General features: G+C 69.5%; 23 protein-coding genes. 18 read left to right on the top strand and 5 right to left on the bottom strand.

The features are described from left to right. Positions 1–11: 11 nt before the first annotated feature. Together JMT67_RS07705 and JMT67_RS07700 are read left to right on the top strand one after the other, a co-directional pair. Entirely contained in the window at positions 12–1,010 is a 999-nt protein-coding gene (locus tag JMT67_RS07705) for an NAD(P)H-dependent glycerol-3-phosphate dehydrogenase (RefSeq protein ID WP_201464004.1), read from the top strand. Then, positions 1,003–1,377 (top strand): Rieske (2Fe-2S) protein, encoded by a 375-nt coding sequence (locus tag JMT67_RS07700; RefSeq protein WP_201463140.1) that lies wholly within the window; start codon positions 1,003–1,005, stop codon positions 1,375–1,377. The genes JMT67_RS07705 and JMT67_RS07700 overlap by 8 nt, the downstream gene beginning before the upstream one ends. A 50-nt stretch (positions 1,378–1,427) precedes the next feature. Here JMT67_RS07700 and JMT67_RS07695 read toward each other — a convergent pair whose 3' ends face one another. From JMT67_RS07695 to JMT67_RS07685, 3 genes are all read right to left on the bottom strand, one after another. Continuing rightward, positions 1,428–1,871: a hypothetical protein gene (locus JMT67_RS07695; RefSeq protein WP_201463139.1), complete on the bottom strand. Its 444-nt coding sequence runs from the start codon at positions 1,869–1,871 to the stop codon at positions 1,428–1,430. A 680-nt stretch (positions 1,872–2,551) separates the two neighbouring features. Next, positions 2,552–3,319 carry an ABC transporter permease gene (locus JMT67_RS07690; RefSeq protein ID WP_201463138.1) on the bottom strand — a complete coding sequence of 256 codons (768 nt, stop codon included), beginning with the start codon at positions 3,317–3,319 and terminating at the stop codon, positions 2,552–2,554. Then, positions 3,319–4,251, bottom strand: coding sequence for an ABC transporter ATP-binding protein (locus JMT67_RS07685; protein WP_201463137.1), 933 nt, complete (start codon positions 4,249–4,251; stop codon positions 3,319–3,321). Before JMT67_RS07685 ends, JMT67_RS07690 begins: the two co-directional genes overlap by 1 nt. 145 nt (positions 4,252–4,396) lie before the next feature. On the opposite strand from JMT67_RS07685, the gene JMT67_RS07680 reads away from it, so the two are divergent. The 13 genes from JMT67_RS07680 (at position 4,397) to JMT67_RS07620 (ending at position 19,430) form a co-directional block, all read left to right on the top strand. Next, positions 4,397–5,794, top strand: a complete 1,398-nt coding sequence (locus tag JMT67_RS07680; protein WP_201463136.1) for a hypothetical protein — start codon at positions 4,397–4,399, stop codon at positions 5,792–5,794. Between the two features lie 17 nt (positions 5,795–5,811). After that, the gene (gene ccmI / locus JMT67_RS07675; protein ID WP_201463135.1) at positions 5,812–6,630 is read left to right on the top strand and encodes a c-type cytochrome biogenesis protein CcmI; all 819 of its coding nucleotides are present in this window, start codon (positions 5,812–5,814) and stop codon (positions 6,628–6,630) included. A 70-nt stretch (positions 6,631–6,700) separates the two neighbouring features. Beyond that, entirely contained in the window at positions 6,701–7,243 is a 543-nt protein-coding gene (gene ccmE / locus JMT67_RS07670) for a cytochrome c maturation protein CcmE (RefSeq protein WP_201463134.1), read from the top strand. Continuing rightward, on the top strand, positions 7,240–9,228 hold the full coding sequence (locus JMT67_RS07665; RefSeq protein ID WP_201463133.1) for a heme lyase CcmF/NrfE family subunit: 1,989 nt from the start codon (positions 7,240–7,242) through the stop codon (positions 9,226–9,228). The genes ccmE and JMT67_RS07665 overlap by 4 nt, the downstream gene beginning before the upstream one ends. Continuing rightward, complete coding sequence (locus JMT67_RS07660; protein WP_201463132.1) at positions 9,225–9,755, top strand: cytochrome c-type biogenesis protein; 531 nt, start codon at positions 9,225–9,227, stop codon at positions 9,753–9,755. Before JMT67_RS07665 ends, JMT67_RS07660 begins: the two co-directional genes overlap by 4 nt. A 76-nt stretch (positions 9,756–9,831) precedes the next feature. Continuing rightward, complete coding sequence (locus JMT67_RS07655; RefSeq protein WP_054766680.1) at positions 9,832–11,367, top strand: trypsin-like peptidase domain-containing protein; 1,536 nt, start codon at positions 9,832–9,834, stop codon at positions 11,365–11,367. 500 nt (positions 11,368–11,867) lie between these two features. After that, a complete protein-coding gene (locus JMT67_RS07650; protein ID WP_182714964.1) occupies positions 11,868–12,539 on the top strand; it encodes a response regulator transcription factor in 672 nt (223 codons plus the stop codon). Between the two features lie 151 nt (positions 12,540–12,690). After that, on the top strand, positions 12,691–14,094 hold the full coding sequence (locus tag JMT67_RS07645; protein ID WP_054766678.1) for a sensor histidine kinase: 1,404 nt from the start codon (positions 12,691–12,693) through the stop codon (positions 14,092–14,094). A 148-nt stretch (positions 14,095–14,242) separates the two neighbouring features. Beyond that, entirely contained in the window at positions 14,243–17,167 is a 2,925-nt protein-coding gene (locus tag JMT67_RS07640; RefSeq protein ID WP_201463131.1) for a bifunctional [glutamine synthetase] adenylyltransferase/[glutamine synthetase]-adenylyl-L-tyrosine phosphorylase, read from the top strand. Between the two features lie 48 nt (positions 17,168–17,215). Beyond that, positions 17,216–17,854: an EF-hand domain-containing protein gene (locus tag JMT67_RS07635; RefSeq protein WP_152950981.1), complete on the top strand. Its 639-nt coding sequence runs from the start codon at positions 17,216–17,218 to the stop codon at positions 17,852–17,854. A gap of 66 nt (positions 17,855–17,920) precedes the next feature. Next, positions 17,921–18,505 carry an RNA polymerase sigma factor gene (locus JMT67_RS07630; RefSeq protein WP_183215108.1) on the top strand — a complete coding sequence of 195 codons (585 nt, stop codon included), beginning with the start codon at positions 17,921–17,923 and terminating at the stop codon, positions 18,503–18,505. After that, entirely contained in the window at positions 18,502–18,912 is a 411-nt protein-coding gene (locus tag JMT67_RS07625; RefSeq protein WP_054766675.1) for a hypothetical protein, read from the top strand. Before JMT67_RS07630 ends, JMT67_RS07625 begins: the two co-directional genes overlap by 4 nt. Beyond that, positions 18,909–19,430 carry a periplasmic heavy metal sensor gene (locus JMT67_RS07620; protein ID WP_054766674.1) on the top strand — a complete coding sequence of 174 codons (522 nt, stop codon included), beginning with the start codon at positions 18,909–18,911 and terminating at the stop codon, positions 19,428–19,430. Before JMT67_RS07625 ends, JMT67_RS07620 begins: the two co-directional genes overlap by 4 nt. A 2-nt stretch (positions 19,431–19,432) precedes the next feature. Here JMT67_RS07620 and JMT67_RS07615 read toward each other — a convergent pair whose 3' ends face one another. Further along, positions 19,433–20,110 carry a bifunctional 4-hydroxy-2-oxoglutarate aldolase/2-dehydro-3-deoxy-phosphogluconate aldolase gene (locus tag JMT67_RS07615; protein WP_054766673.1) on the bottom strand — a complete coding sequence of 226 codons (678 nt, stop codon included), beginning with the start codon at positions 20,108–20,110 and terminating at the stop codon, positions 19,433–19,435. A 218-nt stretch (positions 20,111–20,328) separates the two neighbouring features. On the opposite strand from JMT67_RS07615, the gene JMT67_RS07610 reads away from it, so the two are divergent. Continuing rightward, positions 20,329–20,586, top strand: a complete 258-nt coding sequence (locus JMT67_RS07610) for an Lrp/AsnC ligand binding domain-containing protein (RefSeq protein ID WP_054766672.1) — start codon at positions 20,329–20,331, stop codon at positions 20,584–20,586. Here the strand turns inward: JMT67_RS07610 and JMT67_RS07605 are convergent. Then, positions 20,583–21,095: a GNAT family acetyltransferase gene (locus JMT67_RS07605; RefSeq protein WP_152950977.1), complete on the bottom strand. Its 513-nt coding sequence runs from the start codon at positions 21,093–21,095 to the stop codon at positions 20,583–20,585. The genes JMT67_RS07610 and JMT67_RS07605 overlap by 4 nt on opposite strands. A gap of 143 nt (positions 21,096–21,238) precedes the next feature. On the opposite strand from JMT67_RS07605, the gene JMT67_RS07600 reads away from it, so the two are divergent. Together JMT67_RS07600 and JMT67_RS07595 are read left to right on the top strand one after the other, a co-directional pair. Next, complete coding sequence (locus JMT67_RS07600) at positions 21,239–22,423, top strand: acyl-CoA dehydrogenase family protein (RefSeq protein ID WP_152950976.1); 1,185 nt, start codon at positions 21,239–21,241, stop codon at positions 22,421–22,423. 85 nt (positions 22,424–22,508) lie between these two features. Further along, positions 22,509–23,627: an acyl-CoA dehydrogenase family protein gene (locus JMT67_RS07595; RefSeq protein ID WP_201463130.1), complete on the top strand. Its 1,119-nt coding sequence runs from the start codon at positions 22,509–22,511 to the stop codon at positions 23,625–23,627.

Raw genomic sequence — 23,627 nt, 5'->3', positions numbered from 1 at the left:
CGGGAGGGCGCATGGAATTCCGCACCGCAGGGGTCATCGGCGCCGGCGCCTGGGGCACCGCCCTGGCCCAGGTCTGCGTCCGCGCCGGACTGGATACGACGCTTCAGGCGCGTGAGCCCCAGCTGGTCGAGACCTTGAGAACGACGCGCGCCAACGACCTGTATCTGCCGGGCGTGCCCTTGGCCGAGGGGCTCAAATTCACCGCTGATCTGGCCGACTTGGGCGACTGCGACCTGATCCTGGCCGTGCCGCCGGCCCAGCATATGCGCGCGACCCTGACGGCCTTCGCGCCCCATCACCGCCCCGGCGTGCCGGTGGTGCTCTGCTCCAAGGGGGTCGAGCGGGGCACGATGAAGCTGATGACCGAGGTTCTGGCCGAGACCCTGCCGGACGCCCCGGCCGCGGTCCTGTCCGGCCCCAGTTTCGCGGGCGAAGTGGCGCGCGGTCTGCCGACGGCGGTCACCCTGGCCTGCGCCGACGAAGGACTGGGTCAGGCGCTGCTGAACACCCTGTCGGCGCCGGGCTTTCGGCCCTATCTGGCCACCGACCTGATCGGGGCCGAGGCGGGCGGGGCGTTGAAGAACGTCCTCGCCATCGCCTGCGGCGTCTCCGAGGGGCGTCAGCTGGGACGCAGCGCCCACGCCGCCCTGATCACGCGCGGCTTTGCGGAAATGACCCGGCTCGCCGTCGCCATGGGCGGCCAGGCCGAGACGGTGGCGGGCCTGTGCGGCCTGGGCGATCTGGTCCTGACCTGCTCCAGCCCCCAGTCGCGCAATATGAGCCTGGGCTTGGCCCTGGGACAGGGCCAGACGGTGGAACAGGCCCTGGCCGGCAAACGGTCGGTGGCCGAGGGTTACGAGAGCGCGCCGGCCGTGCGCGCCCTGGCCGCCCGTCTGGGCGTAGAGACTCCGATCGCCGAGGGCATCGCCGCCCTGCTGGCGGGCGAGATCACCGTCGACGGCCTGATCGACGGCCTGTTGTCGCGCCCGCTGAAGGCCGAACGTGTCTGAAGGCGAGACCGAACGCAAACGGGTCTGGAAGACGCCTCCCGGCGTCGCCCTGTGCGCCGAGGTCGACATCGCCGATCCCGGGGCGCGCGGCTTCGTGCTTCAGATCGGGGAGGCCTTCTTCCACGGCTTCGTCGTGCGAAAGAATGGGGTCGTCGCGGGCTGGGTCGATCGCTGCCCCCACGCAGGCTTTCCCATTGCGGTCGAGCTTGACCGCTATCTGACGCCAGACGGCGGCCTGATCCTGTGCGGCTGGCACGGGGCGGTGTTCGAGCCCCTGACCGGCGAATGCCGCGGCGGCCCCTGCGCCGGCGGGCGGCTGACGCCCTGGCCGGTGGCGGCGAGCGGCGGGATCATCCGCACGGCGTGAGCCGCCGTCGTCTCCTCCCCGCGAACTGGAGAGGAGACGAGATCGAAATCTCAGTCGAGCGGCTGGGGCCGGGTGACGATTGGGGCGTCGGGATCGGTCTGGGTGGGGCGCGCGGCGGTCGGGGGCGGCGTCTGCGGCACGATGACCACCGCCGGCGGTTGGACGGCCGGCGCCGTTTGGCTGGGCGCCGGAGTCGTCGCGGGCGTCTGGGTCTGGCTCTGGGTCGGGCGGGACGCGGTCGCGGCTGGAGGCGTCGTCGGGCGAGCGGCCGGCGCGGGGGGTGTCCGCGTGGTCTCGGCCGGCGCGGGCGCTGATGTGGAAGCGGGCTCAGGCGCCGGTTCGGCAGCGGGCGCTTCCGCCTCGACCACCGCCGCCGAGGGCGCCGGAGCGGTTTCAGCCTGGATGGGCGCTGCGGCGGCCGGGACTGTCGGCGGGGCGGCGGGAGCAGGGGCGGGGGCGGGACGCAGGGCGAACCACAGTCCGCCGCCCAGCAAGGCGGCGACGACCAGTCCAGCCCCGACATAGAGCGGCAGACGCGACGGCGCCTTCTCTGCTCGACGTGCAACGGGAGTGGTCGGCGTGATCTCGGGAATCTGGGCGGCGTCGACAGGAGCGCCGACAGGGGGGGCGGCGGCGTCCGTCTCGGGCCGCGTCGCCTGGGCAGGCGGCCGTTCCAGAGCGGACGGCGCAGGCTCCGCAAGAGGCTGGGGCGCGGCGGGCAGCGGGCGAAGCGTCGAATCCGCTGGGGCGGGCGTCGGGGCGGGCGTCGGGGCGCAGCCGGGGCGGGACGGGCCTGAGGGATCAACGAACCGGCCAGAATGCTCGCGCCGGCTCTCGGACGCGGCGCGGGCGCGGGGCGCTGCGGCTGCAGGCCGCCCTGAAGCAGGCCGGACGCCTGACCTTGCCGACCTTGCGCTCGCCCCTCGGGCGCAGTGGTCAACGGCGTCTTCAGCGGCGGCCGATCCGGAATCCGGTCCAGCGGATTGGGCGCGACGGGCACCGGGCCGACGTGAAAGGTCGTCACGGGCATCCGACCCCAGGTGACTGCCTTTCGGACGAAGGGTTCGCCAGGGGACGGCTGGGGCGCTGGATCGGAAACGGTCTTCTTATCGTCGGACATGTTGCTCTAATCGCTGGCGATCTGGCCGGTTTCGTGACGCCCGGATTGGGAAGTCTAGGCCTTCAGCCGATAGCCGGTCTTGAACATCCACATGACCACCCCAAGGCACAGGGCGAAAAAGCCCAGGGTCGCGGCCACGCTGATCCCGATCGCCACGTCGCCCGCGCCGTAGAAGGTCCAGCGAAACCCTGAGATCAGATAGACCACCGGATTGAACAGGGCCACGGTCCGCCAGCCCTCGGGCAGCATGTCGATCGAATAGAAGGAGCCGCCCAGGAAGGTCAGGGGCGTGACGATCAGCATGGGGATGAAGTTCAGCTGTTCGAAACTGCCGGCCCAGATGCCGATGATGAAGCCGAACAGGCTGAAGGTCACCGAAATCAGCACCAGCATGGCCAGCATCATCACCGGATGCAGCACCTGAAGCGGCACGAACAGGGCCGCCGTCGCCAGGATGATCAGCCCCAGCACCGCCGACTTGGTCGCCGCCGCCCCGACATAGGCGATCACCACCTCCAGCGACGACACGGGCGCCGACAGGATCTCATAGATGGTCCCCGTGAACTTGGGGAAATAGATGCCGAAGGAGGCGTTGAAGATCGACTGGGTGAACAGGCTCAGCATGATCAGCCCGGGCACGATGAAGGCGCCGTAGGCCACCCCGTCCACCGCCTCCATCCGCCCGCCGATGGCGCTGCCGAAGACGACGAAATAGAGGGCGGTGGTGATCACCGGCGTGACCACGCTCTGCCACAGGGTGCGCAGCGCCCGGGCCATTTCGAACCGATAGATGGCCCAGACGCCGTATCCGTTGAAGGTCATCAGGCAGCCTCTCCGTCGCGGTGGACCAGGCTGACAAAGATGTCTTCCAGCGAGCTCTGGCGGGTGTTCAGGTCTTTGAAGCCGATCTCCAACCGGTCCAGCCGGCGGATCAGGGCGGGCACGCCGGTGTCTTCGGCGTTGGCGTCGAAACTATATTCCAGCTCGCCCCCGTCCGGGCTCAGCCTCAGGTCCCAGTCCGACAGGTCGGCGGGCAGGGCGGTCAGGGGTTCGACCAGGTTCAGGGTCAGGGTCTTCTTGCCCAGCTTCTTCATCAGGGCGGTCTTCTCCTCGACCAGGATCAGCTCGCCCTTGAGGATGACGCCCACCCGGTCGGCCATCTCCTCGGCCTCTTCGATATAGTGGGTGGTCAGGATGATGGTGACGCCGCGCTCGCGCAGTTTGCGCACCATGGCCCACATGTCGCGGCGCAGTTCGACGTCCACCCCGGCGGTCGGCTCGTCCAGAAACAGGATGTCCGGCTCGTGGCTCAGGGCCTTGGCGATCATCACCCGCCGCTTCATCCCGCCCGACAGGGTCATGATCTTGGCGTCGCGCTTGTCCCACAGCGACAGGTCCTTCAGAATCTGTTCGATCAGGGCGGGCTTCCCCGGCTTGCCGAACAGGCCCCGGCTGAAGGTGACGGTGGCCAGCACCGTCTCGAAGGCGTCGGTGGTCAGCTCCTGCGGCACCAGGCCGATCTTCATCCGAGCGGCGCGGAAATCCTTGCGGATGTCGTGGCCGTCGGCCACCACAGTCCCCGTGGTGGCGTTGACGATGCCGCAGATGATCGAGATCAGGGTGGTCTTGCCGGCCCCGTTCGGCCCCAACAGGGCGAAGATCTCGCCCCTGTCTATGGTCAGATCGACCCGCTTCAGGGCTTGAAGACCCGACGGATAGGTCTTGGTCAGACCTTGGATCTCGATAACCGGCATGGGCGCTCCCGTTCCTGCGGCGAATGGCGCCTGGCGTGGTGGTGGCGGGAATATGGCGCGCCGCGCGACCGGCTCAAGGGGCGCCAAGCCGTTGTTAATCACATTGGTGCAGGGTCGGGCCTCAAATCGTACCCAGGGAACCGTCTTGACTGCCCTGTCCGCCGCCCATCGCGCCGCCCTGGAGGCGGCCGTCCAGGCCTGCCCCGATGACGGTCTGGCGCAGCTGGAGGCGGCTGTCGGCGGACTGCCGGGCGACAAGGCGGGCGAGCTGGCGATCCTGATTCAGGCGGAAATCCGCGATCGCGCCCGCCGGGATCAGGCGTTCGCGCCCCTGATCCCCCTGTTCCGGCCGCGCGCCGACCAGGTGGCGGCCCTGACCTTTCCCCGGCCGGTTCTGGCCCGTCTCTGGCGCGAGGCCAAGGTCGGCGACGAGCCCTATCTCAGCCTGCTGGACGGGGCGGGTCCGTCGCACGGCGACTGGACCCTGGTCGCCGATCGGCTGTGCGCCCGGGCGGCGGCTGTGCTGCGGGATCGGCCCGGCGACGTTTGGGCCGATCCGTCTCCGCCGGCGCGGGTTTCGAACCTGTCGCCGGCCGCCGCCCCCGCTCCGACCCCGGCGGAGCTCGCCGGCTGTTTCGACCTGGCCCCCTTGGCGCGAACCGCTACGCCGCGTTTGCCTGCCTGGCTCGACCGTCCCGACGACGAACAGGCGGCGGGACTGCGCCTGTTGATCCAGGACTGTCTTGCCGTCTCGCCCGAAGGCGGGCGCCGGATGGTCGACATCCTCTTCGCCCATGTCGCCGACGCCGAACGGATGCTGCGTGTCGTGACCCGCACCAATCGCCTCGCCGATAAGGAGGCGATGCTGAGCCATTCGGACATGGGCGTCTTTGTCGAACGTCTGCTGGCCTCGGTCACGACGCGCGTCGCACGGATCGCCGCCGCCCGGCCCGGCCCGGACGAGGCAGCCATGGCCGAGGTGGTTCAGGAGGTCGCCTGGTGCGCCGGGGTGCTGGGCGAGATCGACCTGTGTCTGCAACTGCGGCCGGACTCGCCCTGGGGCCGGGCCGCCCGGATGGCGCGGATCCAGGTGGCGGGTCAGATGTCCGGCCTGATGAAGTCCGCCTCGGCCGCCGTCCATGCGGCCCTGCCGATGAAGCGGCAGAGGCTGAGCGGCCGGATGACGCGACTCTCGCCCTGGCTGGACGCGCCCGCGACGGGCGAGGCGGTCGAGGCGGCCGCCGGCCTGCTGAACGCCGTCGGGGGGCTGAGGGGCGCCGCCGTCGTCTTCGGCTGCGAGGCGGATCGGATGGCCTTGAAGACCGAGCTGACCGACTATCTGTCCATCTGGGCCAATGAGGCCCTGGATCATCTGGCGGACGGCCAGGTCGCCCAGCCGGAGGGACCCTTGCGTCTGGTCGGCGTCGCGGCGCGGTTCCTGACCTTGATCGACGCGCTGGAGGCCGCGCGGGCGGTGCGACGTCGCGCCGCCGCCGCCGAGGCGCTTCTGGCGACCCAAGGGGCCTCGCCCGCCGCCGCCTGATGCGATAGACGGCGGGGATGATCGCCTTCTGGATAATGACCGGTCTCGCGGCGGCTGGCGCCGCCCTTCTGGTGCTGACCGGCGCCCGTTCCGGCGCCGACCCGACTCCGGCGACGCAGGCCCAGATCGGGGCGCGCGAACTCGCCGAACTGGACCGTCTGAAGGCGCGGGGGTTGCTGGACGAGGCCGCCCATGCGGCGGCGCGCGCCGAGGCGGCCCGGCGTCTGCTGGCCGGGCAGTCAGGGACGACGCCGGCGCCCAAGACCGATCGTCGCGACCGGCTGTGGGTGCTGGGCGGGATCGCCGCCGCGACGGCCGCCGCCCTGGGGCTTTACGTCCTGACCGGATCGCCGGGCCTGCCGGACCAAGCCTATCAGCGGCGGGTGGATGACTGGTCCACCCGGCTGGAGACGCTGCAGCCGGCCCAACTGGCGGCTGTGGCGGCGCGCGCGGCCCAGGATCGACCGAACGACCCCCAGGCCCTGGCCATGCTGGGCGCGGCCCGTTTCGCCGCCGACGACCCCTTGGGCGCCGCCTCGGCCTTTCGTCGGCTGATCGAGCGGGAGCCCGAGAACGCCCAGGCCTGGGCGCGGCTGGGCGAAAGCCTGGTGCGGGCCAATGACGACCAGATCGGCGCCGACGCCGAGGCCGCCTTCCGCCAGGCGGTGAAACACGATCCCGATCAGCTGGGCGCCCGCTTCTTCCTGGGCGAGGCGGCCCTGCGTCGGGGGGATGCGGCCGAGACGCGGGCCATGTGGACGCCGCTGATCGCCGCCCTCGATCCGGCCGATCCGCGTCGCAAGGATCTGGAACGCCGCCTGCCGAGGGCGGAATGAGCCGTTGGCGCGGGGCGCCGGCCTCTGTAGACGGAAAGAAAAATCCGTCGGGGAGCGGGTCCGCTAAGTCATGAGTTGGCTGCCGAAATCGCCGAAGGCGCGCCGTCGCCTGTGGATCGTCGCCGCCGTGGCGCCGATCCTGGCCCTGGCGGTCGGCCTGTCGCTGTGGGCCATGCAGGACAGCGTGACCTTCTTCTATTCCCCGTCCGAGGCTACGGTCGACAAGGCGCCGGAAGGCCGCAACATCCGGCTGGGCGGCCTGGTCGAGACCGGCAGCGTGCGGAAGTCTGGCGACGGCGTCGTCGTTTTCACCGTCACCGACAATATCGCCGCGACCCAGGTCCAGTATCACGGCGACCTGCCCGACCTGTTCCGCGAGGGGCAGGGGATCGTGGCGCAAGGGGCGTTCGGCGCCGACCGCGTCTTCCACGCCAGCCAAGTCCTGGCCAAGCACGACGAGAACTATATGCCGCGCGAGGTCGCCGACCGGATCAAGGCCAAGGGCGAATGGCGGCCGGAGACCTCGACCGAGACCATGCGCTCAAATAGGCCGCAGGCCGATAGCGCGGCCGAGACCACGCGCTCAAGCAGGCCGCAGGCTGAAAGCCTATGATCGTCGAGTTCGGGGCCTTCGCCCTTGCCCTGGCCCTGGCCCTGTCGGTGCTTCAGACCGTGCTGTCGGCGGCGGGGCGGGCCCGGCGCAGCCCCGTGCTGGCCGGGGCGGCTGAAGGGGCGGCGATCGGCGCCGCGGCGGCGACGGCCCTGGCCTTTGCGGCCCTGATCTACGCCTTCGTCATCTCGGACTTCTCGGTCTCCAACGTCGCGGCCAACAGCCACACCGACAAGCCGATGCTGTACAAGGTCGCCGGCGCCTGGGGCAGTCACGAGGGATCGCTCTTGCTGTGGTGCCTGGTCCTGACGGTCTTCGGCGCCGTCCTGGCCCGCGCGCGCGGCCTGCCGTTCGGGCTGAAGGCCTCGGCCGTGGCGACCCAAGGCGCTCTGGGCTCGCTGTTCCTGGCCTTCGCCGTCTTTACCTCCAGCCCCTTTGTCCGCCTGGACCCCGCCCCCTTCCAGGGCGCCTCGCTGAACCCCTTGCTTCAGGACCCGGCCCTGGCCGTCCATCCGCCGCTGCTCTATGCGGGCTATGTCGGATTTTCGGTCTGTTTCTCCCTGGCCGTGGCGGCCCTGATCGAAGGGCGGGCTCAGACCGCCTTCTGGCCCGCCTGGGGCCGGTGGGTGCGCCCCTGGGCCCTGGCCAGTTGGGCCTTTCTGACGGTCGGCATCACCCTGGGCTCCTTCTGGGCCTATTATGAGCTGGGCTGGGGCGGCTGGTGGTTCTGGGACCCGGTCGAGAACGCCAGCTTCATGCCCTGGCTGGCGGGCGCGGCCCTATTGCACAGCGCGGTGGTCACCGAGCGGCGCGGGGCCCTGGCGGGATGGACCGTCTTTCTGGCGCTTCTGGCCTTCAGCTTCTCGATGCTGGGCGCCTTCCTGGTGCGATCGGGCGTCCTGACCAGCGTCCACGCCTTCGCCGTTGATCCCCAGCGCGGGATGATGCTGCTGGCCATCCTGGGCCTCACGGCCGGCGCCGCCTTCGCCCTGTTCGCCTGGCGCGCGCCCCAGCTGAAGGGCGGCGGAATGTTCGCACCCGTAAGCCGCGAGGGCGCCCTGGTGCTGAACAATCTGTTCCTGACGGCGGCGGCGGCGACCGTGCTTTTGGGCACCCTCTATCCGCTGATCCTGGAGGCGGCCTCCGGCGCGACCATTTCGGTCGGCCCGCCCTATTTCGCCGCCACCTTCGTTCCGCTGATGACGGTCGCCTTCCTGATCCTGCCTGCCGGGCCTCTGCTGGCCTGGAAGCGCGGCGACCTGCCTGGGGCGATGCAGAGGCTGGCGGTCGCGGCGGGTCTGGCCCTGGTCTGCGCCCTCGCCGCCTACGCCCTGTGGTCGCCGAAGAAGGCTCTGGCCGCCGCCGGGATCGGCCTGGGCGCCTGGCTGATCCTGGGCGCCCTGGCTGAGGTCGCCGAACGGGCGCGGCTGTTCCGCGCCTCGACCGCCGAGATCCTGCGTCGCCTCAAGGGTCTGCCGCTCGGCGCCTGGGGCATGAGCCTGGCCCATCTGGGTCTGGGGGTATTCATCCTGGGGGCGGTGGTCGAGACCGGCTTCAAGGCCGAGGCCGCCCGCGCCCTGACCTTGGGCCAAACCGTTTCCGCCGGGCCCTGGACCGTCACGCTGGATCAGGTCCGGGTGGTCGAAGGCCCCAACTATCTGGCCGAACAGGGGCGTCTGACCGTGCGACCGTCAAACGACCGGGGTCGGGCGAAGACCGTCACGGCCGAACGCCGCTTCTTCCCCGCAGGCGGCCAGACCACGACCGAGGTGGGGCTGGATTTCCGGGGTCTGGACGACGTCTATGTGGTGATGGGCGAGCGGGCCGGAACGACTGAGGCTCCCGCCTGGGTCGTCCGCCTGTACTGGAATCCCTGGGCGCGGCTGATCTTCCTCGGGCCGATGATCATGGCCTTCGGCGGCCTGTTGTCCCTGCTGGATCGCCGGCTGCGGCTGGGCGTCGGCGCGCGACGGCGGAGGCCGGCGTGAGGCGGCTCTCGATCCTGCTGGCTGCGCCGCTCCTGGCCCTGATGCTGACGGCGGCCGAGCCCGCCGCCGCCCCCGACCGCCCCTTGAGCGACCCGGCTCAGGAAGCCCGCGCCCAGGCTCTGTTCAAGGACGTCCGTTGCGTCGTCTGCCAGCACGAGGCCATCGCCGACAGTCCGGCGGGCGTCGCCGGCGACATGCGCCGGCTGATCCGCGAACAGATCGCCGCCGGCGCCTCCGATCAGGCCGTGCGTCAGGATCTGGTCCGGCGGTTCGGCGACTATGTCCTGTTCACCCCGCCGGTGCGGGCCGGAACCTGGCTGTTGTGGTTCGGCCCCTTCGTCCTCGTCCTGCTGGCGGGGGGGGCGCTGATCCTGCGCGCGCGCCGGCGCCCGACGGAGGTCGCGCCCCTTTCGCCTGAGGAGGAGCGTCGGCTGGACGAAGTTCTCGCAAATGAGACGCTTCGCCGCGATCTGGACGCAACCTCGCCTCACGACGGGCGCTTGTCGGGATCAACCATCGAACGCTGAAATTGGCGTAACGCCCGTTCGGCCTATATCAAGAGCGAGACGGGGCGCGGCCCCGACAGAGGATCGCAAGAACAAGATGCTGAAGCGCAAAGAGTTCATTCTCGGGGCCTTGGCCGGCCTGACCCTGGCGGCGGGAGCGACGGCGGGCGGGATCGTCACCTGGCCCGGCGCCCACGCCGACCCCCAGGCCGTCAACCGGATCACCCCCGTCCCCGCCAACGGCGACCGCTTCTCGCCTCCGCCCGGCGCGCCCAACAGCTTTGCTGACATCTTCGACCAGGTCGCCCCGGCCGTCGTCCAGATCGACGTGACGGTCAAGGTGGATCAGCCCCAGGGCGGCGCCTTCCAAATCCCCGGCCTGCCGTTCCAGTTCGTCCCGCCCCAGGGCCGCAGCGATGGCGAAGACGCCGAACCCCGCACCACCCAGGGCGCCGGTTCGGGCTTCTTCATCTCGCAGGACGGTTTCATCGTCACCAACAACCACGTCGTCGCCGACGCCACCGAGATCAAGGTCAAGATGTCGGACGGCCGCGAACTGCCCGCGCGTCTGGTGGGGCGCGATGAGGCCACCGATCTGGCCGTGATCAAGGTCGATGGCGACAACTTCAAATACGTCAGCTTTGAAGAAACGGCCGAACCCCGCGTGGGCGACTGGGTGATCGCTGTGGGCAACCCCTTCGGGCTGGGCGGCACGGCGACGGCGGGGATTGTCTCTGCGAAAGCCCGCAGCTTGCCGGATGCCTCTTCAGCATACACCGATTTTCTGCAGATCGACGCCGCCATCAATCGCGGGAACTCGGGCGGGCCGACCTTTGATGTCTACGGTCGCGTTATTGGTGTCAACTCCGTCATTCTGTCTCCAACTGGCTCGTCAGTCGGCATAGGCTTCGCGATTCCGGCGGAAATCGCTAAGCAGATCACGTCGCGCTTGATGCGTGGGGAGGTGATTGAGAGAGGCTATCTCGGCGTGAAAATCAGTACGCCAACCACCGAGGAGTTGGGTGCTTTGGGGCTGAAAGCCGACCAGAAGGGCGCCCTCGTTGCTGAGGTCACCCCTGAAGGTCCGGCCGACAAGGCTGGCCTCAGGTTCAGCGATCTTGTCGTCTCGCTGAATGGCGAGGTGATTGATTCATCGACGAAGCTGACGCGCTTAGTTGGCGCGGCTAAGCCGGGAGACACGCTTCGGATGGAGGTGCTGCGTGACGGTCGCCGACAAACGATCACGGCACGATCCGGTACCCGCCCTTCTGAGACGGAACTGAACAGCGAAAACGGCCTCGGCCAAGGCGGAGCCGCTCCGAACGATCCTTCGGGAGCTTCGGCCACAGTCGAAGGTCTAAACTTGACTCCTCTCACTCCAGCCCTGCGCCAACGTCTGGGCGCGCCGGCCTCCGTCGAAGGTTTGGCGATTATGGGTGTTGAAACCGGTGTCGATGCCCGCCTTGGGCAAGGGGTCGTGGTCCAGCAGGTTCAGAATACGCCCGTAAGAACCGTGGACGACTTCCGAAACGCCGTAGCTTCGGTGAAAGCGTCTGGCCGATCCGGAGCTTATCTCCTGATCTGGGTTCGGGGTCAGGGCAACGTACCCTATGTGCTGACTTTCAAAAAATAGAGCACGAAACAGCCCGCCATCATTTCTGATGGCGGGCTGTTCACTTTTAGAAATCACGCTTGAATGATCTCGTCGTCGTATAAATATACGATCTGGCAGTCTAAAAATGGCGCCCCATCTGGGTAGTGATTGGTTATGCAGACCATAACCGTCCGCACGGAGGTGGGTTGGTGAGACGGCGCTGTCGGTGATGCGAGGGCGGACGAACCTATGGCTGACGACAACAAGCTCAAAGCAATCAGTGTTCTCTTCACGTTTGATCTCCCAGGTCGAATGCCAAGTGGCGCTCAGTTGGTTCGCGTTTTAGTGGTTGAGTCGTCAACTTGAAAATGTATTCCGCTTCGTCAATTTTTGTTGACCGAGGAGATGGCTGCGTCGAGCTTCCCGCCCGAAGATCGAACTGTCCAAGAACTGATCGGTAATCTGACCAAGCCGTAACTCACTGAATCGCCGCCGATGCGCTACCATCGGCGGCGATTTTGATTCCGGGAGGGGTTTCGATGCGGATTCTGGTGGTCGAGGACGACGCCGAGGCGGCGACGGCCATGGTGCGCGGCCTGACCGAGGCCGGCCATGAGGTGACCCATGCCGTGGACGGCGCCTTCGGCCTGCTGGAGTCGCAAAAGGGCGGCTATGACGTCTATGTGGTCGACCGGATGATGCCGCGTCTCGACGGCGTCGGCATGGTCGAGACGGTCAGGAAGGGCGGGGACCAGACTCCGGTCCTCTTCCTGTCGGCCCTGGGCGAAGTCGAGGACCGGGTCACCGGCCTGAAGGCCGGCGCCGACGACTATCTGGTCAAGCCCTACGCCTTCGCCGAGCTGATCGCGCGGGTCGAGGCCCTGGCGCGGCGCCGCGAGACCGGCGGGGTCCAGACCGTGCTGAAGGTCGGCGATCTGGAGATGAATCTGATCGCCCGCACGGTTCATCGCGGAACCACAGAGATCGACCTCCAACCGCGCGAGTTCCAGCTGCTGGAGTTCCTGATGCGCCACGCCGGCCAGTCGGTGACGCGCACCATGCTGCTGGAAAAGGTCTGGGAATACCATTTCGACCCCCAGACCAATGTCATCGACGTCCACATCAGCCGCCTGCGCTCCAAGATCGACAAGGGTTTCGAGCGCGCCATGCTCCAGACCGTGCGTGGGGCGGGGTATCGGTTGGAGGCGTGACGTTCGGAGTGGCGCGTGGTTAGTGGCGAGTGGCGAGAATGATTGAGGCTGGCGACCGAGCGGCGATTTATGGTCAGGCCCCGCGCAAGCCCCTGTCTGTCCCTGCGCTTGCTCGCCACTCGCCACGCGTCACTCGCCACTAACAAGCCCCATGCGCCTTCCCTCCCTCCTTCGCCGCACGCCCTTTCGCCTGACGCTGCTGTTCCTGGCCCTGTTCGTGGCGGCGGCGGGGGCGATCCTGGCCTATGTCTATTTCGCCTCGGCCTCGGAGGCCCAAGGTCGCGCCCAGGCGGAGGTGGAGGCTGAGCGGGCGGCCCTGACCGCCGTCTATCGCACCCGGGGCCTGGACGCCCTGAACCAGGCCCTGGTCGAGCGCGCCATCCGCGCCGGCCCCTATCTGTATGTGCTGAAGGGGGCGGACGGAAAGATCATCACCGCCAACATCTCCGACGTGCCCGAGGGGGTCGATACGGGCGACTGGGAGCCCTTCCGCCTGACCGACACCGACGCCGAGGGCCGGGTGCGGCGGCGCCAGTCGATCGGCATCGACACCCGGCTGGCGGGCGGCGAACATCTGTTCGTCGGGGCCGACATCGGCGACGTCGAGGACTATCTGGCCCGCCTGACCCAGGCCCTGTGGGGCGCCATGGGCCTGGTCATCCTGCTGGGCCTTGCGGGCGGCCTCTACATCAGCCGCCGGGTCGAAAGCGCCATGGCCGGGCTGAACCGGGTCGTCTCAGCCGTGCAGGAGGGGGATCTGAAGGTCCGCGCCCCGATCCGCCATTCCGGCGACGAGCTTGACGAACTCAGCCAGGGGCTGAACCTGATGCTGGATCGGCTGGAGGCGTCCATGGCCTCCATCCGCCACGCCGGCGACGCCATCGCCCACGACTTGCGCTCGCCCCTGACGCGGATGCGGGCCAAGCTGGAGGTGGCCCTGATCGACGCCGAGGCGGGCCAGATCGACGGGGTAGACGCCCTGGGCGTGGCCCTGGACGAGGCGGACCATCTGCTGAAGACCTTCAACACCGTGCTCGCCATCGCCCGGCTGCAATCGGGCGGGGCGCCGGACCCCCAGCGGATGGACGCCGCCGCCCTGGCCGCCGACATGGCCGAACTGTACGAACCGGCGGCCGAGGACAAGGACATCGACTTCTCGGCCGAGATCGAGACCGGCCTGATGATCGAGGGCAACCAGCCCTTCCTGGCCCAGGCCCTGGCCAATCTGATCGACAACGCCATCAAATACACGCCCTCCGGCGGCGCGGTGAAGCTGCGGGCGCGGCGGCGGTCGTCCGGCGAGATCGAATATTCGGTCACCGACACCGGCCCCGGCGTGCCGGAGGAGGACCGTGAGCGGGTGGTCCAGCGTTTCGTGCGGTTGGACAACAGCCGCACCGAACCGGGCTCGGGTCTGGGCCTGTCCCTGGTCACGGCTGTGGCCGAGGCGCACGGCGGTCGGGTGGTGCTGGATGAAGGCCCCGGCGCCTATGAAGGTTACGGGCCGGGTCTTCGCGTGGCCCTGGTTCTGCCGCCGGCCTCGGCCTCGACCTGATCTCCCCTAATTTCCGCTCATCCCGGCGAAAGCCGGGACCCAGTTCTTTGGGCGTTCAGGCTTGTGAGTGTGTCTTGGATCGTGGTCCAACGCATTGCCGAGCGAAAGCACTGGGTCCCGGCTTTCGCCGGGATGAGCGGATGATTTGATGCCCGAAACCAAAACCTCAGTTCCGTTGGCGCATAGCCTCGTCCCCGCCGGTCCCGTCGCCGACCCCGCCGCCGCCGAACGCCTGCACGAAACCCTGTTCGAGGCCGCCGCATCCGAGGGCTGGGCCGACACTCTGGACGCGGCCTGGCCGGCCCTGGCGCCGGTGGCGGGGGCCTCGCCCTATCTCGCCGGCCTGATGCGGCGTCGCCCCGCCCATCTGCGCCGCCTGCTGGAGACCAATCCGACCTCGGGCCTGATCCGCATCCTCGCCGAGACCGACGCCCTGAACGCCGAACCCGATGAGGTCCGCGCGCCTCTGCGGGTGCTGAAGGCCGATCTGCACCTGCTGACGGCCCTGGCTGACCTCGGCGGGGTCTGGGACCTGGATCAGGTGACCGGCGCCCTGTCCGGCTTCGCCGACGCCGCCTGCCGCGCCGCCCTGCGCGCCGTCGCCGCCGAGCAGCGGGCGAGGGGGCGGCTGGTCTCGCCGCCCGACGATCCGCGCGGCCCCGTCCCCGGCCTGTTCGGCCTGGCCATGGGCAAACATGGCGCGCACGAGCTGAACTATTCGTCCGACATCGACATCTCCCTCTTTTTCGAGCCGCGCCTGATGGGGCTGGCCCTGCGCGAGGGCGAGGAGATGCAGGACTTCGCCAATCGCGTCGGCAAGGGGATCGCCGGCCTGCTGAGCGAACGCACCGCCGACGGCTATGTCTTCCGCGTCGACCTGCGGCTGCGGCCCGATCCGTCCTCGACCCCGCCGGTGGTCGCCGCCCCCATGGCCCTGGCCTATTACGAGAGCGTCGGCCAGAACTGGGAAAGGGCGGCCTTCATCAAGGCCCGGCCCGTGCTGGGCGATCCCCGCGCGGCCGCCCGTTTCGTCAAGGCCCTGCGCCCCTTCGTCTGGCGCCGCAGCCTGGACTACGCCGCCGTTCTGGACATTCAGTCGATCAAGAAACAGATCCACGTCCACAAGACGGGCGAGGGGCTTCAGGCCGCCGGCGCCAATCTGAAACTGGGTCGGGGCGGCATCCGCGAGATCGAATTCTACGCCCAGACCCAGCAGCTGATCCTGGCGGGACGCGACCCGGACCTGAGGGCGCCGCGCACCCTGGCCGCCCTGACCGCCTTGGCCGAGGCCGACCATATTCCGACCGCGGTCGCCGAGGAGATGTCGGCCGCCTATGTCGAACTGCGCGGGCTGGAACACCGGGTCCAGATGCTGGACGACGAACAGACCCACCGCCTGCCCGAGAGCCCCCAGGCGCGCGCCGCCGTCGCCGCCCTGGCCGGCTGGGCCGATCTGGCCGCCTTCGACGCCCATGTCGAAGCGCTGCTGGCGCGGGTCAACGCCCGCTACGGCGAACTGTTCGAAGGCGGCGAAGACCTGGACTCCAGCTACGGCAGCCTGGTCTTCACCGGGGTGGAGAACGATCCGGAGACCCTTCTGACCCTGGGCCGCATGGGGTTTTCCGAGGCGGCCTCGGTCGCCGACACCATCCGCTCCTGGCACCACGGCCGCATTCCCGCGACCCGGACCGAGCGGGGCCGCGAACTGTTCACCCGCCTGGCGCCGCGCCTGCTGGAGGCCCTGGCGCGCACGGGCGCGCCGGACGAGGCCTTTCGCCGGTTCGCCGTCTTCTTTTCGGGCCTGGCCGCCGGGGTTCAGGTTCAGGCCCTGTTCCTGAACCAGCCCAAATTGTTCGAAATGGTGCTGGGGGTCATGGCCTTCGCGCCGCGCCTGGCCCGCACCCTGGGCCGTCAGCCGGCGGCCCTGGACGGGATTCTGGACGCCCGCTTTCTGGCCGACCTGTCCGACGACACCGGCCTGGGCGAACAGATGCTGCGCGAGGCGGGCGAGGCGGAGGATTTCGAAGGGGCGATGAACGCCGTGCGGCGTCTGCACCGCGAACAGATGTTCCGCATCGGCCTGCACGCCATGACCGGCCGCGCGGGACCCGAGGCCGCCGGCCGGGCCTATGCCGATCTGGCCGACGCCGCCATGCGTATCCTGGCGCCCGCCGCCCTGGTCGAGGCGGAACGGCTGGGCGGGGCCTTTCCCGGCGCCGTCGCCGTGGTGGCCCTGGGCAAGGCCGGCTCACGCGAGATGACGGCCGGGTCGGACCTGGACCTGATGACCCTGTACGACGCCCCGCCCGAGGCCGTGTCGGAGATCAAGGGCTGGACCGCCGACGTCTTCTACGCCCGTTTCACCCAGCGGCTGATCGCAGCCCTGTCGGCCCATACCGCCGAGGGCGGCCTGTATGAGGTGGACATGCGGCTGCGGCCCACCGGGTCCAAGGGGCCGGTTTCGGTGCGGCTGTCCGCCTTCGACGACTATTACGCGGCCGAGGCCGAGACCTGGGAGTTCATGGTCCTGACCCGCGCGCGCGTGGTCTGGGCCAGCGACCCGGCCTTCGCCGACCGGGTGTCGGCGGGGATCGAGGCGGCGCTGCGGCGGCCCCGGCCGGGCGTCAACGTGGCGGCGGATGTGCGCCGGATGCGCGCCCTGATGGATCGGGAACGCCGTCCGCACGGCTTCTGGGATCTGAAGCTCTCGCCGGGCGGCCAGGTGGACGCCGAGTTCGCCGCCCAGTACCGCCAGCTTCAGGCTGCGGCGGCGGGCGAGCCCTTGACCCTGTCGACGCTTCAGGCCCTCGGGCAAGACCCGATCCTGGCCGAGGCCTGGCGCATCCAGCAGCGACTGGCCCAGCTCCTGGCGGCCGCCTTCGAAGGCCGGGTCGATCCCGAGGCCGAGCCGGCGGTCTTTCAGCAGCGGCTGGCCGAGGCGGCGGGGGCGCCCGACTTCGAGGGCCTGAAGACCCGGCTGACGGACCTGCGCGCCCAAGCGCGTCGGGCCTTCGAGCAGGCGGTTCCGGCCGGTCGCGACGGAGAATCGCCGGACCCGCGTTCAACCTCCTGACGGGGCGACGAAAAGGCCGTGCTTGCCACGGCCCAGGAGAAGATCGAGATGAGAACAACCTTGCTGACCGGCCTCGGCGTCATCGCCTTGGCGGGCCTGGCCGGCGCCGCCACGGCCCAGACGCCGCCCCCAGGTCCTGCGCCGACGGCGGCGCATTCGGGACCCCAAGCCGACCGCCCCCATCATCGACGCGGTGAAGCCCGTCGCGCCGGTCCGGTGACGCGGGCCGAATTCGTGGATCAGCACATCGCGCGTCTGACCGCCTTGGACGCCGACCGTGACGGCGTGGTCAGCGTCGCCGAGCGCGAGGCCGCCGTTCAGGCCCGGCGCGCCCGGCACGCGGATTCGCGCTTCGCCAAGCTGGATGCGAACGGCGACGGCGCGGTCAGCCGCGCCGAGTTCGAGGCCGCCCGCGCGGCGCGCGGCGAGGCCGGCGGTCGTCGCGAACGGGCGGGTCGCGGCGACGGACCTCGTCGCGGCAAGGACGGCGCCCATCGCCAGGCCGGTCCGGTGACGATTTCGGACGTCGCCGCCAAACTGGGCGAACGGTTCGACACGATGGACGCCGATCACGACGGCGTCGTCACCCCCGAGGAGCGCCGTGCGGCCGCCCAGGCCCACCGCGCCGAACGGCGTCAGGCCCGCTCCGCGCAACAACCGGCTTCCCCGCCGGCCGGTTCGGCGTAAGAACAGTGTCGGGGTCGGCCTTCGCGCGCGAATCGGTCCCTTTCGTCCGGATCGGAAGAGGCAGGCTTGGTCGCGATCATCGACCCCGACGAGGATCTGGTGCGCCGCGTGGGTCAGGGCGATCCGGCGGCGGCCCAGGCGCTCGTCGCGCGCAAACTGCCGCGCATCCTGGCCTTGGCGCAGCGGATGCTGGGCGATGCGGTCGAGGCCGAGGACGTGGCTCAGGAAACGATGTTTAAGGCGTGGAAACAGGCGCCCCGGTGGACGCCGGGCCAGGCGCGGTTCGACACCTGGCTGCACCGGGTGGCGCTGAACCTCTGTTACGATCGGCTGCGGCGTCGTCGCGAGATTCCGACGCAAACGCCCCCCGACCGTCCCGACGAGGGACCGGCCCCGGATCGGGGTCTGATGGCGGCCGAAACGGGCTTGCGGGTCGGACAGGCGTTGAGCCGCCTGCCGGATCGGCAGCGCGAGGCGGTGGTCCTGTGTCATTATCAGGAACTGTCCAATATCGAGGCGGCCGCCCTGATGGAGATCAGCGTCGAGGCGCTGGAAAGTCTGTTGTCGCGCGGTCGCCGCGCATTGCGTCAGTCCTTGTCGGACCTGGCGCCCCGCGCCCCGGCTGCGGCGCTGAGAGGAGAGGCGAGATGAAGGCGCAACGGTTGCACGCCCTGGCGGAGGCTTACGGCGCCGACCTGCGTCGATGGCCGGCGTCCGAACGCGCCTTCGCCGAAAGCCTGATCGCGGCTGATCCGTCGCTGAAGGCGGTGCTCGACGAGGCGGCGGCGCTGGACGCCCTGCTGGACGCCGCGCCGGCGCCGGCGCCCTCGGCCGTCCTGACCGCGCGGGTTCTCGCCGCCGCGCCCAAGGCCAGAAGCCGTCGTTTCCATCTGGACCGGCTCGCCTTCTATCTGGGCGCCGGCTGGGCGGCGGCGGCCTGCGCCGGGGTTGTGGCGGGGGTCGGCCTGACCAGCGAACTGACCGCCAACGAGCGGGCTGATGCGGTGCTTTATCAATCCAGCCTGACCGGGGTGGACGATACGGAGGTTCTTCGATGAGCGGACGCGGGCTGAAAATCGCCCTGGCGGTCTCTGTGGCCCTGAACCTGTTCGCCCTGGCCGGCGGGGTCGCCTTCGCCGTCAGCCGGGCCAAGGTGGACCAGCACGTCGCCGAACAGCGCCAGCCCGGTCGCGCCGGCGGCTTTCGCGCCCTGGTGGCGGAGCTGAGCCCCGAAACCCGACGCGAGGTGCGCGCCCGCATGCGCGCCGTCGCCCTGTCGGCCCGTCCCGATTTCGACGCCGCGCGCGAGGCCCGCCGTCAGGCGGTCGAGGCCGCGCGCCAACCGCAGATGAATCCCGAGCGGGTCCAGGCCCTGCTGAATGACTCCCGCGCCGCCGAAATGCGCGGCCGCGCCCGTCTGGAAGGCGGCGCCATCGCCATTCTGGGCGCCCTGGACGTCGAGGACCGCCGCATCATGGCCGACATATTGGCGCGCAAGGGACCAGGCGCCGGCCGGGCCGATCGCCCGGCCGGCGAGGGGCCGCCGCCGCCCGAAGCCGGCGACGTCCCTCGCTGACCTCAGGCCTTGGAGGCGCGGAAGGCGGCGACAGCCTGAACCGCCTCGCGCACCGAGCTCTCGATGGCGGCCCAGTCGCCGGCCTTCACCGCCGCGTCCGTCACCAGTTTGGATCCCATGCCCGCCGCCACGATTCCGGCGCCGAACCATTTGGCGATTGAGGCTTCGTCGGGATCGACCCCGCCGGTCGGCATGATCTTGACCCAGGGCATCGGACCCTTGACCGCCTTGACGAAGTCCGGCCCGCCGACCGACGAACCAGGGAACAGTTTGACGATGTCGCAGCCCAGTTCATGCGCCTCGCCGATGTCGGTCACCGAGCCGCAGCCGGGGAAGTAGGCGACCATGCGCCGGTTGCAGACCTTGGCCACGTCGGGGACCAGGCAGGGGCTGACCACGAAACGCGCGCCCCGGTTCAGATAGAGGGCCGCCGTGCCGCTGTCGACGACCGAGCCGATGCCCAGAACCACCCAAGGATCGGTCTTGATCAGTTCGCGATTGATCTCGCCGAACAGGTCGCAGGCGAAGTCGCCGCGATTGGTGAACTCCACCACCGGCGCCCCGCCGCGCGCACAGGCGCGGATGACGTTCAGGCTGACCTCGGGATCGGGATGATAGAAGACCGGGCAGACGCCCTGGGTCTGAAGCGCCTTCAGCACGCTGACGCGATCATGGGCCATGTCTCAAATCTCCGCCTGTCCGACCCGCGCCGGAACGCCTGTGTTTCCTCAACCGGTCGCCCGGCCTTCGCGCCCTGCTTATCCCAGCCGCCGCAGAAAACGAAAGCCGCGCGGTCCGGTTCGGGGCGCTGTGGCGGAACATATTGTTTCACTGGCCGTCTTCGACGCCGCGTCCAAAACCGTTTAGGAGGCGGACCAGCAATAGGAGAGCCCCCGCCATGATGACCGCCATCTTCGTCTTCATCAAAACCGAGCTGGGCTACGCCAATGAGGTGGCCGCCGACATCGTGGACCATGTGGAGAACGTGTCGGAGGTCTATTCGACCTCGGGCCAGCACGATCTGCTGGCCAAGTTCAACCTGCCGCGCGACGCCGACATCGGAACCTTCGTGACCAAACAGGTCCAGACCCGGCCGCACGTCCGCGACACCTTCACCGTCATCACCTTCTCGCCCTTCCTGCCGAAGAAGGACTAGGATTTTCCGGCGCCCGTCTTTCGCTTGACGGCGTCCCTGCGCTCCTCCGCCTCGTCGTCCTCGCCGACCTTTTCCTCGACCGAGGCCGAGAACCGCTGGAAGGCGCCCAGGCCCACCAGCACCAGGACGGCTGCGATCAGCAGGGCGGTCGGATAGATCAGCTGGCTGACGTCCTCGCGCGCGGTCTTGAACACCACCACCAGGGCCTCCAGGAACAGGGCGATGACGATGGTGGACAGGAATTTCGTCAGGCTGCGCCGGGCCTCGGCGGCGCTGCGCCGCTCATTGCCGCGCCGCACCTCGTCTTCGAAGATGTATTTGGCCACGTCGAAGACGGCGATGGCGACGATGACATAGCCCAGCACGTCCAGCACCGCCTCGGCCCCCGACTGGCCGGGCGCGCGAATGGTCTCCAGCGCGTCCTTGACGCCGAAGCCGATCAGGGCGGTGGCGGCCAAAAGCAGCAGCAGGCTGGCGCCGCCGAACACCGCGCGGGTCAGATAGGTCATGGTCGCCCCCTGGGCCGCCCCCTTAGTTTCAGGACCACCAACGCGCGGGCGGCCAAGCTGTTGCCTGGGCGCAAATGACCGTAGCCAATCGAAACCCATCTGCTAACCTCCCCTCCAAAGAGGAAACGCGGGGAACACGCGACATGACCGATCTGGACGCCTTCCGCACCGAAACGCGCGCCTGGCTGGAAGAGAACTGCCCGCCCGAGGTGCGCGGTCCCATGGCCTCCGAGGCGGATACGATCTGGGGCGGGCGCGACGCCGTCTTCGCCACGCCGGGGCACAGGCTCTGGCTGGAACGGATGGGCGCGCGCGGTTGGACGGCGCCGGAATGGCCCCGAGAGTACGGCGGCGGGGGCTTAAGCCGCGAAGAGGCCAAGGTGTTGGCGTCGGAGCTGCGGCGCATCAAGGCCCAGCCGGCCCTGGCCAGTTTCGGCGTCTGGATGCTGGGCCCGGCGCTTCTGGCCTTCGGGACCGAAGAACAGAAGAAGCGGTTCCTGCCCGAGATCGTGCGCGGCGAAATCCGCTGGTGCCAAGGCTATTCCGAGCCCGGCGCCGGCTCCGACTTGGCCTCGATCCAGACCAAGGCGGAGGATCGCGGCGACCACTGGATCGTCAACGGCCAGAAGATCTGGACCTCCTACGCCGACAAGGCCGACTGGATCTTCTGCCTGGTCCGCACCGATCCGGAGGCGCCCAAACATCTGGGCATCTCCTTCGTCCTGTTCGACATGAAGACGCCGGGCGTCACCACCCGGCCCATCACCCTGATCAGCGGCAAGTCCCCCTTCTGCGAAACCTTCTTCGACGATGTGCGGGTGGAGAAGGAAAACCTGGTCGGCACGCTGAACCGCGGCTGGGACGTGGCCAAATATCTGCTGGCCCATGAGCGGACCATGATCGGCGCCATGGGCGAGGTCGGCGCCGGCCGTCCCCTGGCCCAGACTGCCCTGGAGACGATCGGCGCCGACGCCGAGGGCCGGCTGGACGACCCCATGCTGCGCGCCCGGATCGCCGAACTGGAGATCGACGCCGCCGCCTTCCGCCTGGCGATGGAGCGGGCCGGCGATCAGATGAAGGCCAAACAGGCCCATCCGGCCATCGCCTCCATGCTGAAATACTACGGCTCGGAACTGAACAAGCGCCGCCACGAACTGCGGATGGCGGCCGGCGGGATCGACGCCCTGGAATGGGAGGGCGAACGCTCGCACGGCGGCGCCGCCGCCCGCGACTGGCTGCGCACCAAGGCCAATTCCATCGAGGGCGGGACCAGCGAGATTCAGCTGAACATCATCGCCAAACACCTGCTGCAACTGCCGGGCGCCTGAGCCCCGCCGTCTCCTCCCCACGCAGTGGGGAGGGGGACCACGAAGTGGTGGAGGGGTTCTTCCGCCGCACAGCCCTGGGACCCCAATGCCCCTGATCCTGACCGAAGAACAGACGATGCTCCAGGACGCCGCCGACGGCTTTCTGGCTGAACACGCCCCGCTGGACCATCTGCGCAAACTGCGCGACGATCGCGATCCCGACGGCCTGTCGCCCGACCTGTGGCGCGGCTTCGGCGAGATGGGCTTCGCCGGCGTCCTGATCCCCGAGGCGCACGGCGGCCTGGGCCTGGGCGCCGTCGAGGCGGGGGTGATCGCCGAGAGTCTGGGCCGCACCCTGACCCCGTCGCCCTTCATGGGCTCGGCCGTCCTGTCTGCCAAGGTGCTGAGCGACGGCGGCTCTGAGGCCCAGCAGGCCTGGCTGCCCCGGATCGCGGCGGGCGAGGCCGTCCTGTCCCTGGCGATCGACGAGGGGGCCAAACACGCCCCCAGCCGCATCGCCGCGCGCGCCGAACGGTCCGGCAACGGCTTTCGCCTGAACGGCGCCAAGGCCCTGGTGCTGGACGGCCATATCGCCGACGCCCTGATCGTGGCGGCGCGGGCGGAGGAGGGGATCACCCTCTTCCTGGTCGATCCCAAGGCGGACGGGGTCGCGGTCGAACGCACCGTCATGGTCGACGCCCACAACGCCGCCCGCGTGACGCTGAGCGACGTCGAAATCGACGCCGACGCCGTGATCGGCGCCGTCGGCGGGGGGGAGGTCCTGCTGAACCCCGCCCTGGCGCTGGGGCGCGCCTGCGCCGCCTCGACCCTGACCGGCGCCGGGGACCAGGCCTTCAAGATCACGTTGGAGTATCTGCGCACCCGCAAACAGTTCGGCCGTCTGATCGGCGAGTTCCAGGCCCTGCAACACCGCGCCGCCCATCTCTATACCGAACTGGCCTTGGCCCGCGCCGCCACCCTGGCCGCACTCCAGGCCATCGACGCCGGCCGCGACGACGCCGACCTTGCGGCCTCCGTCGCCAAGGCCAAGGCCGGCCGCGCCGCCGAACTGGCGGTGCAGGAGGCGGTCCAGATGCACGGCGGCGTCGGCATGACCGACGCCTTCGACGTCGGCCTCTATATGAAGCGCGTCCGCGTCCTCAACGAACTCCTGGGCGACGCTCAGTTCCACACCGAACGGCTGGCGAGGAGCCAGGGGTTTTGA

Source organism: Brevundimonas aurantiaca, from assembly GCF_904830995.1.
Classification (GTDB): domain Bacteria; phylum Pseudomonadota; class Alphaproteobacteria; order Caulobacterales; family Caulobacteraceae; genus Brevundimonas; species Brevundimonas aurantiaca.
This window is presented reverse-complemented; position numbering and strand designations above follow the sequence as displayed.

Bases quoted from the DNA above. Each gene is read 5' to 3' on its own strand.
- JMT67_RS07595 (WP_201463130.1), top strand. From the start codon at position 22,509: ATGCCCCTGATCCTGACCGAAGAACAGACGATGCTCCAGGACGCCGCC.
- JMT67_RS07655 (WP_054766680.1), top strand. From the start codon at position 9,832: ATGCTGAAGCGCAAAGAGTTCATTCTCGGGGCCTTGGCCGGCCTGACC.
- JMT67_RS07705 (WP_201464004.1), top strand. From the start codon at position 12: ATGGAATTCCGCACCGCAGGGGTCATCGGCGCCGGCGCCTGGGGCACC.
- JMT67_RS07645 (WP_054766678.1), top strand. From the start codon at position 12,691: ATGCGCCTTCCCTCCCTCCTTCGCCGCACGCCCTTTCGCCTGACGCTG.
- JMT67_RS07615 (WP_054766673.1), bottom strand. From the start codon at position 20,110: ATGGCCCATGATCGCGTCAGCGTGCTGAAGGCGCTTCAGACCCAGGGC.
- JMT67_RS07625 (WP_054766675.1), top strand. From the start codon at position 18,502: ATGAAGGCGCAACGGTTGCACGCCCTGGCGGAGGCTTACGGCGCCGAC.
- JMT67_RS07640 (WP_201463131.1), top strand. From the start codon at position 14,243: ATGCCCGAAACCAAAACCTCAGTTCCGTTGGCGCATAGCCTCGTCCCC.
- JMT67_RS07620 (WP_054766674.1), top strand. From the start codon at position 18,909: ATGAGCGGACGCGGGCTGAAAATCGCCCTGGCGGTCTCTGTGGCCCTG.
- JMT67_RS07635 (WP_152950981.1), top strand. From the start codon at position 17,216: ATGAGAACAACCTTGCTGACCGGCCTCGGCGTCATCGCCTTGGCGGGC.
- JMT67_RS07665 (WP_201463133.1), top strand. From the start codon at position 7,240: ATGATCGTCGAGTTCGGGGCCTTCGCCCTTGCCCTGGCCCTGGCCCTG.
- JMT67_RS07610 (WP_054766672.1), top strand. From the start codon at position 20,329: ATGATGACCGCCATCTTCGTCTTCATCAAAACCGAGCTGGGCTACGCC.
- JMT67_RS07690 (WP_201463138.1), bottom strand. From the start codon at position 3,319: ATGACCTTCAACGGATACGGCGTCTGGGCCATCTATCGGTTCGAAATG.
- JMT67_RS07605 (WP_152950977.1), bottom strand. From the start codon at position 21,095: ATGACCTATCTGACCCGCGCGGTGTTCGGCGGCGCCAGCCTGCTGCTG.
- ccmI (WP_201463135.1), top strand. From the start codon at position 5,812: ATGATCGCCTTCTGGATAATGACCGGTCTCGCGGCGGCTGGCGCCGCC.
- ccmE (WP_201463134.1), top strand. From the start codon at position 6,701: ATGAGTTGGCTGCCGAAATCGCCGAAGGCGCGCCGTCGCCTGTGGATC.
- JMT67_RS07650 (WP_182714964.1), top strand. From the start codon at position 11,868: ATGCGGATTCTGGTGGTCGAGGACGACGCCGAGGCGGCGACGGCCATG.
- JMT67_RS07685 (WP_201463137.1), bottom strand. From the start codon at position 4,251: ATGCCGGTTATCGAGATCCAAGGTCTGACCAAGACCTATCCGTCGGGT.
- JMT67_RS07600 (WP_152950976.1), top strand. From the start codon at position 21,239: ATGACCGATCTGGACGCCTTCCGCACCGAAACGCGCGCCTGGCTGGAA.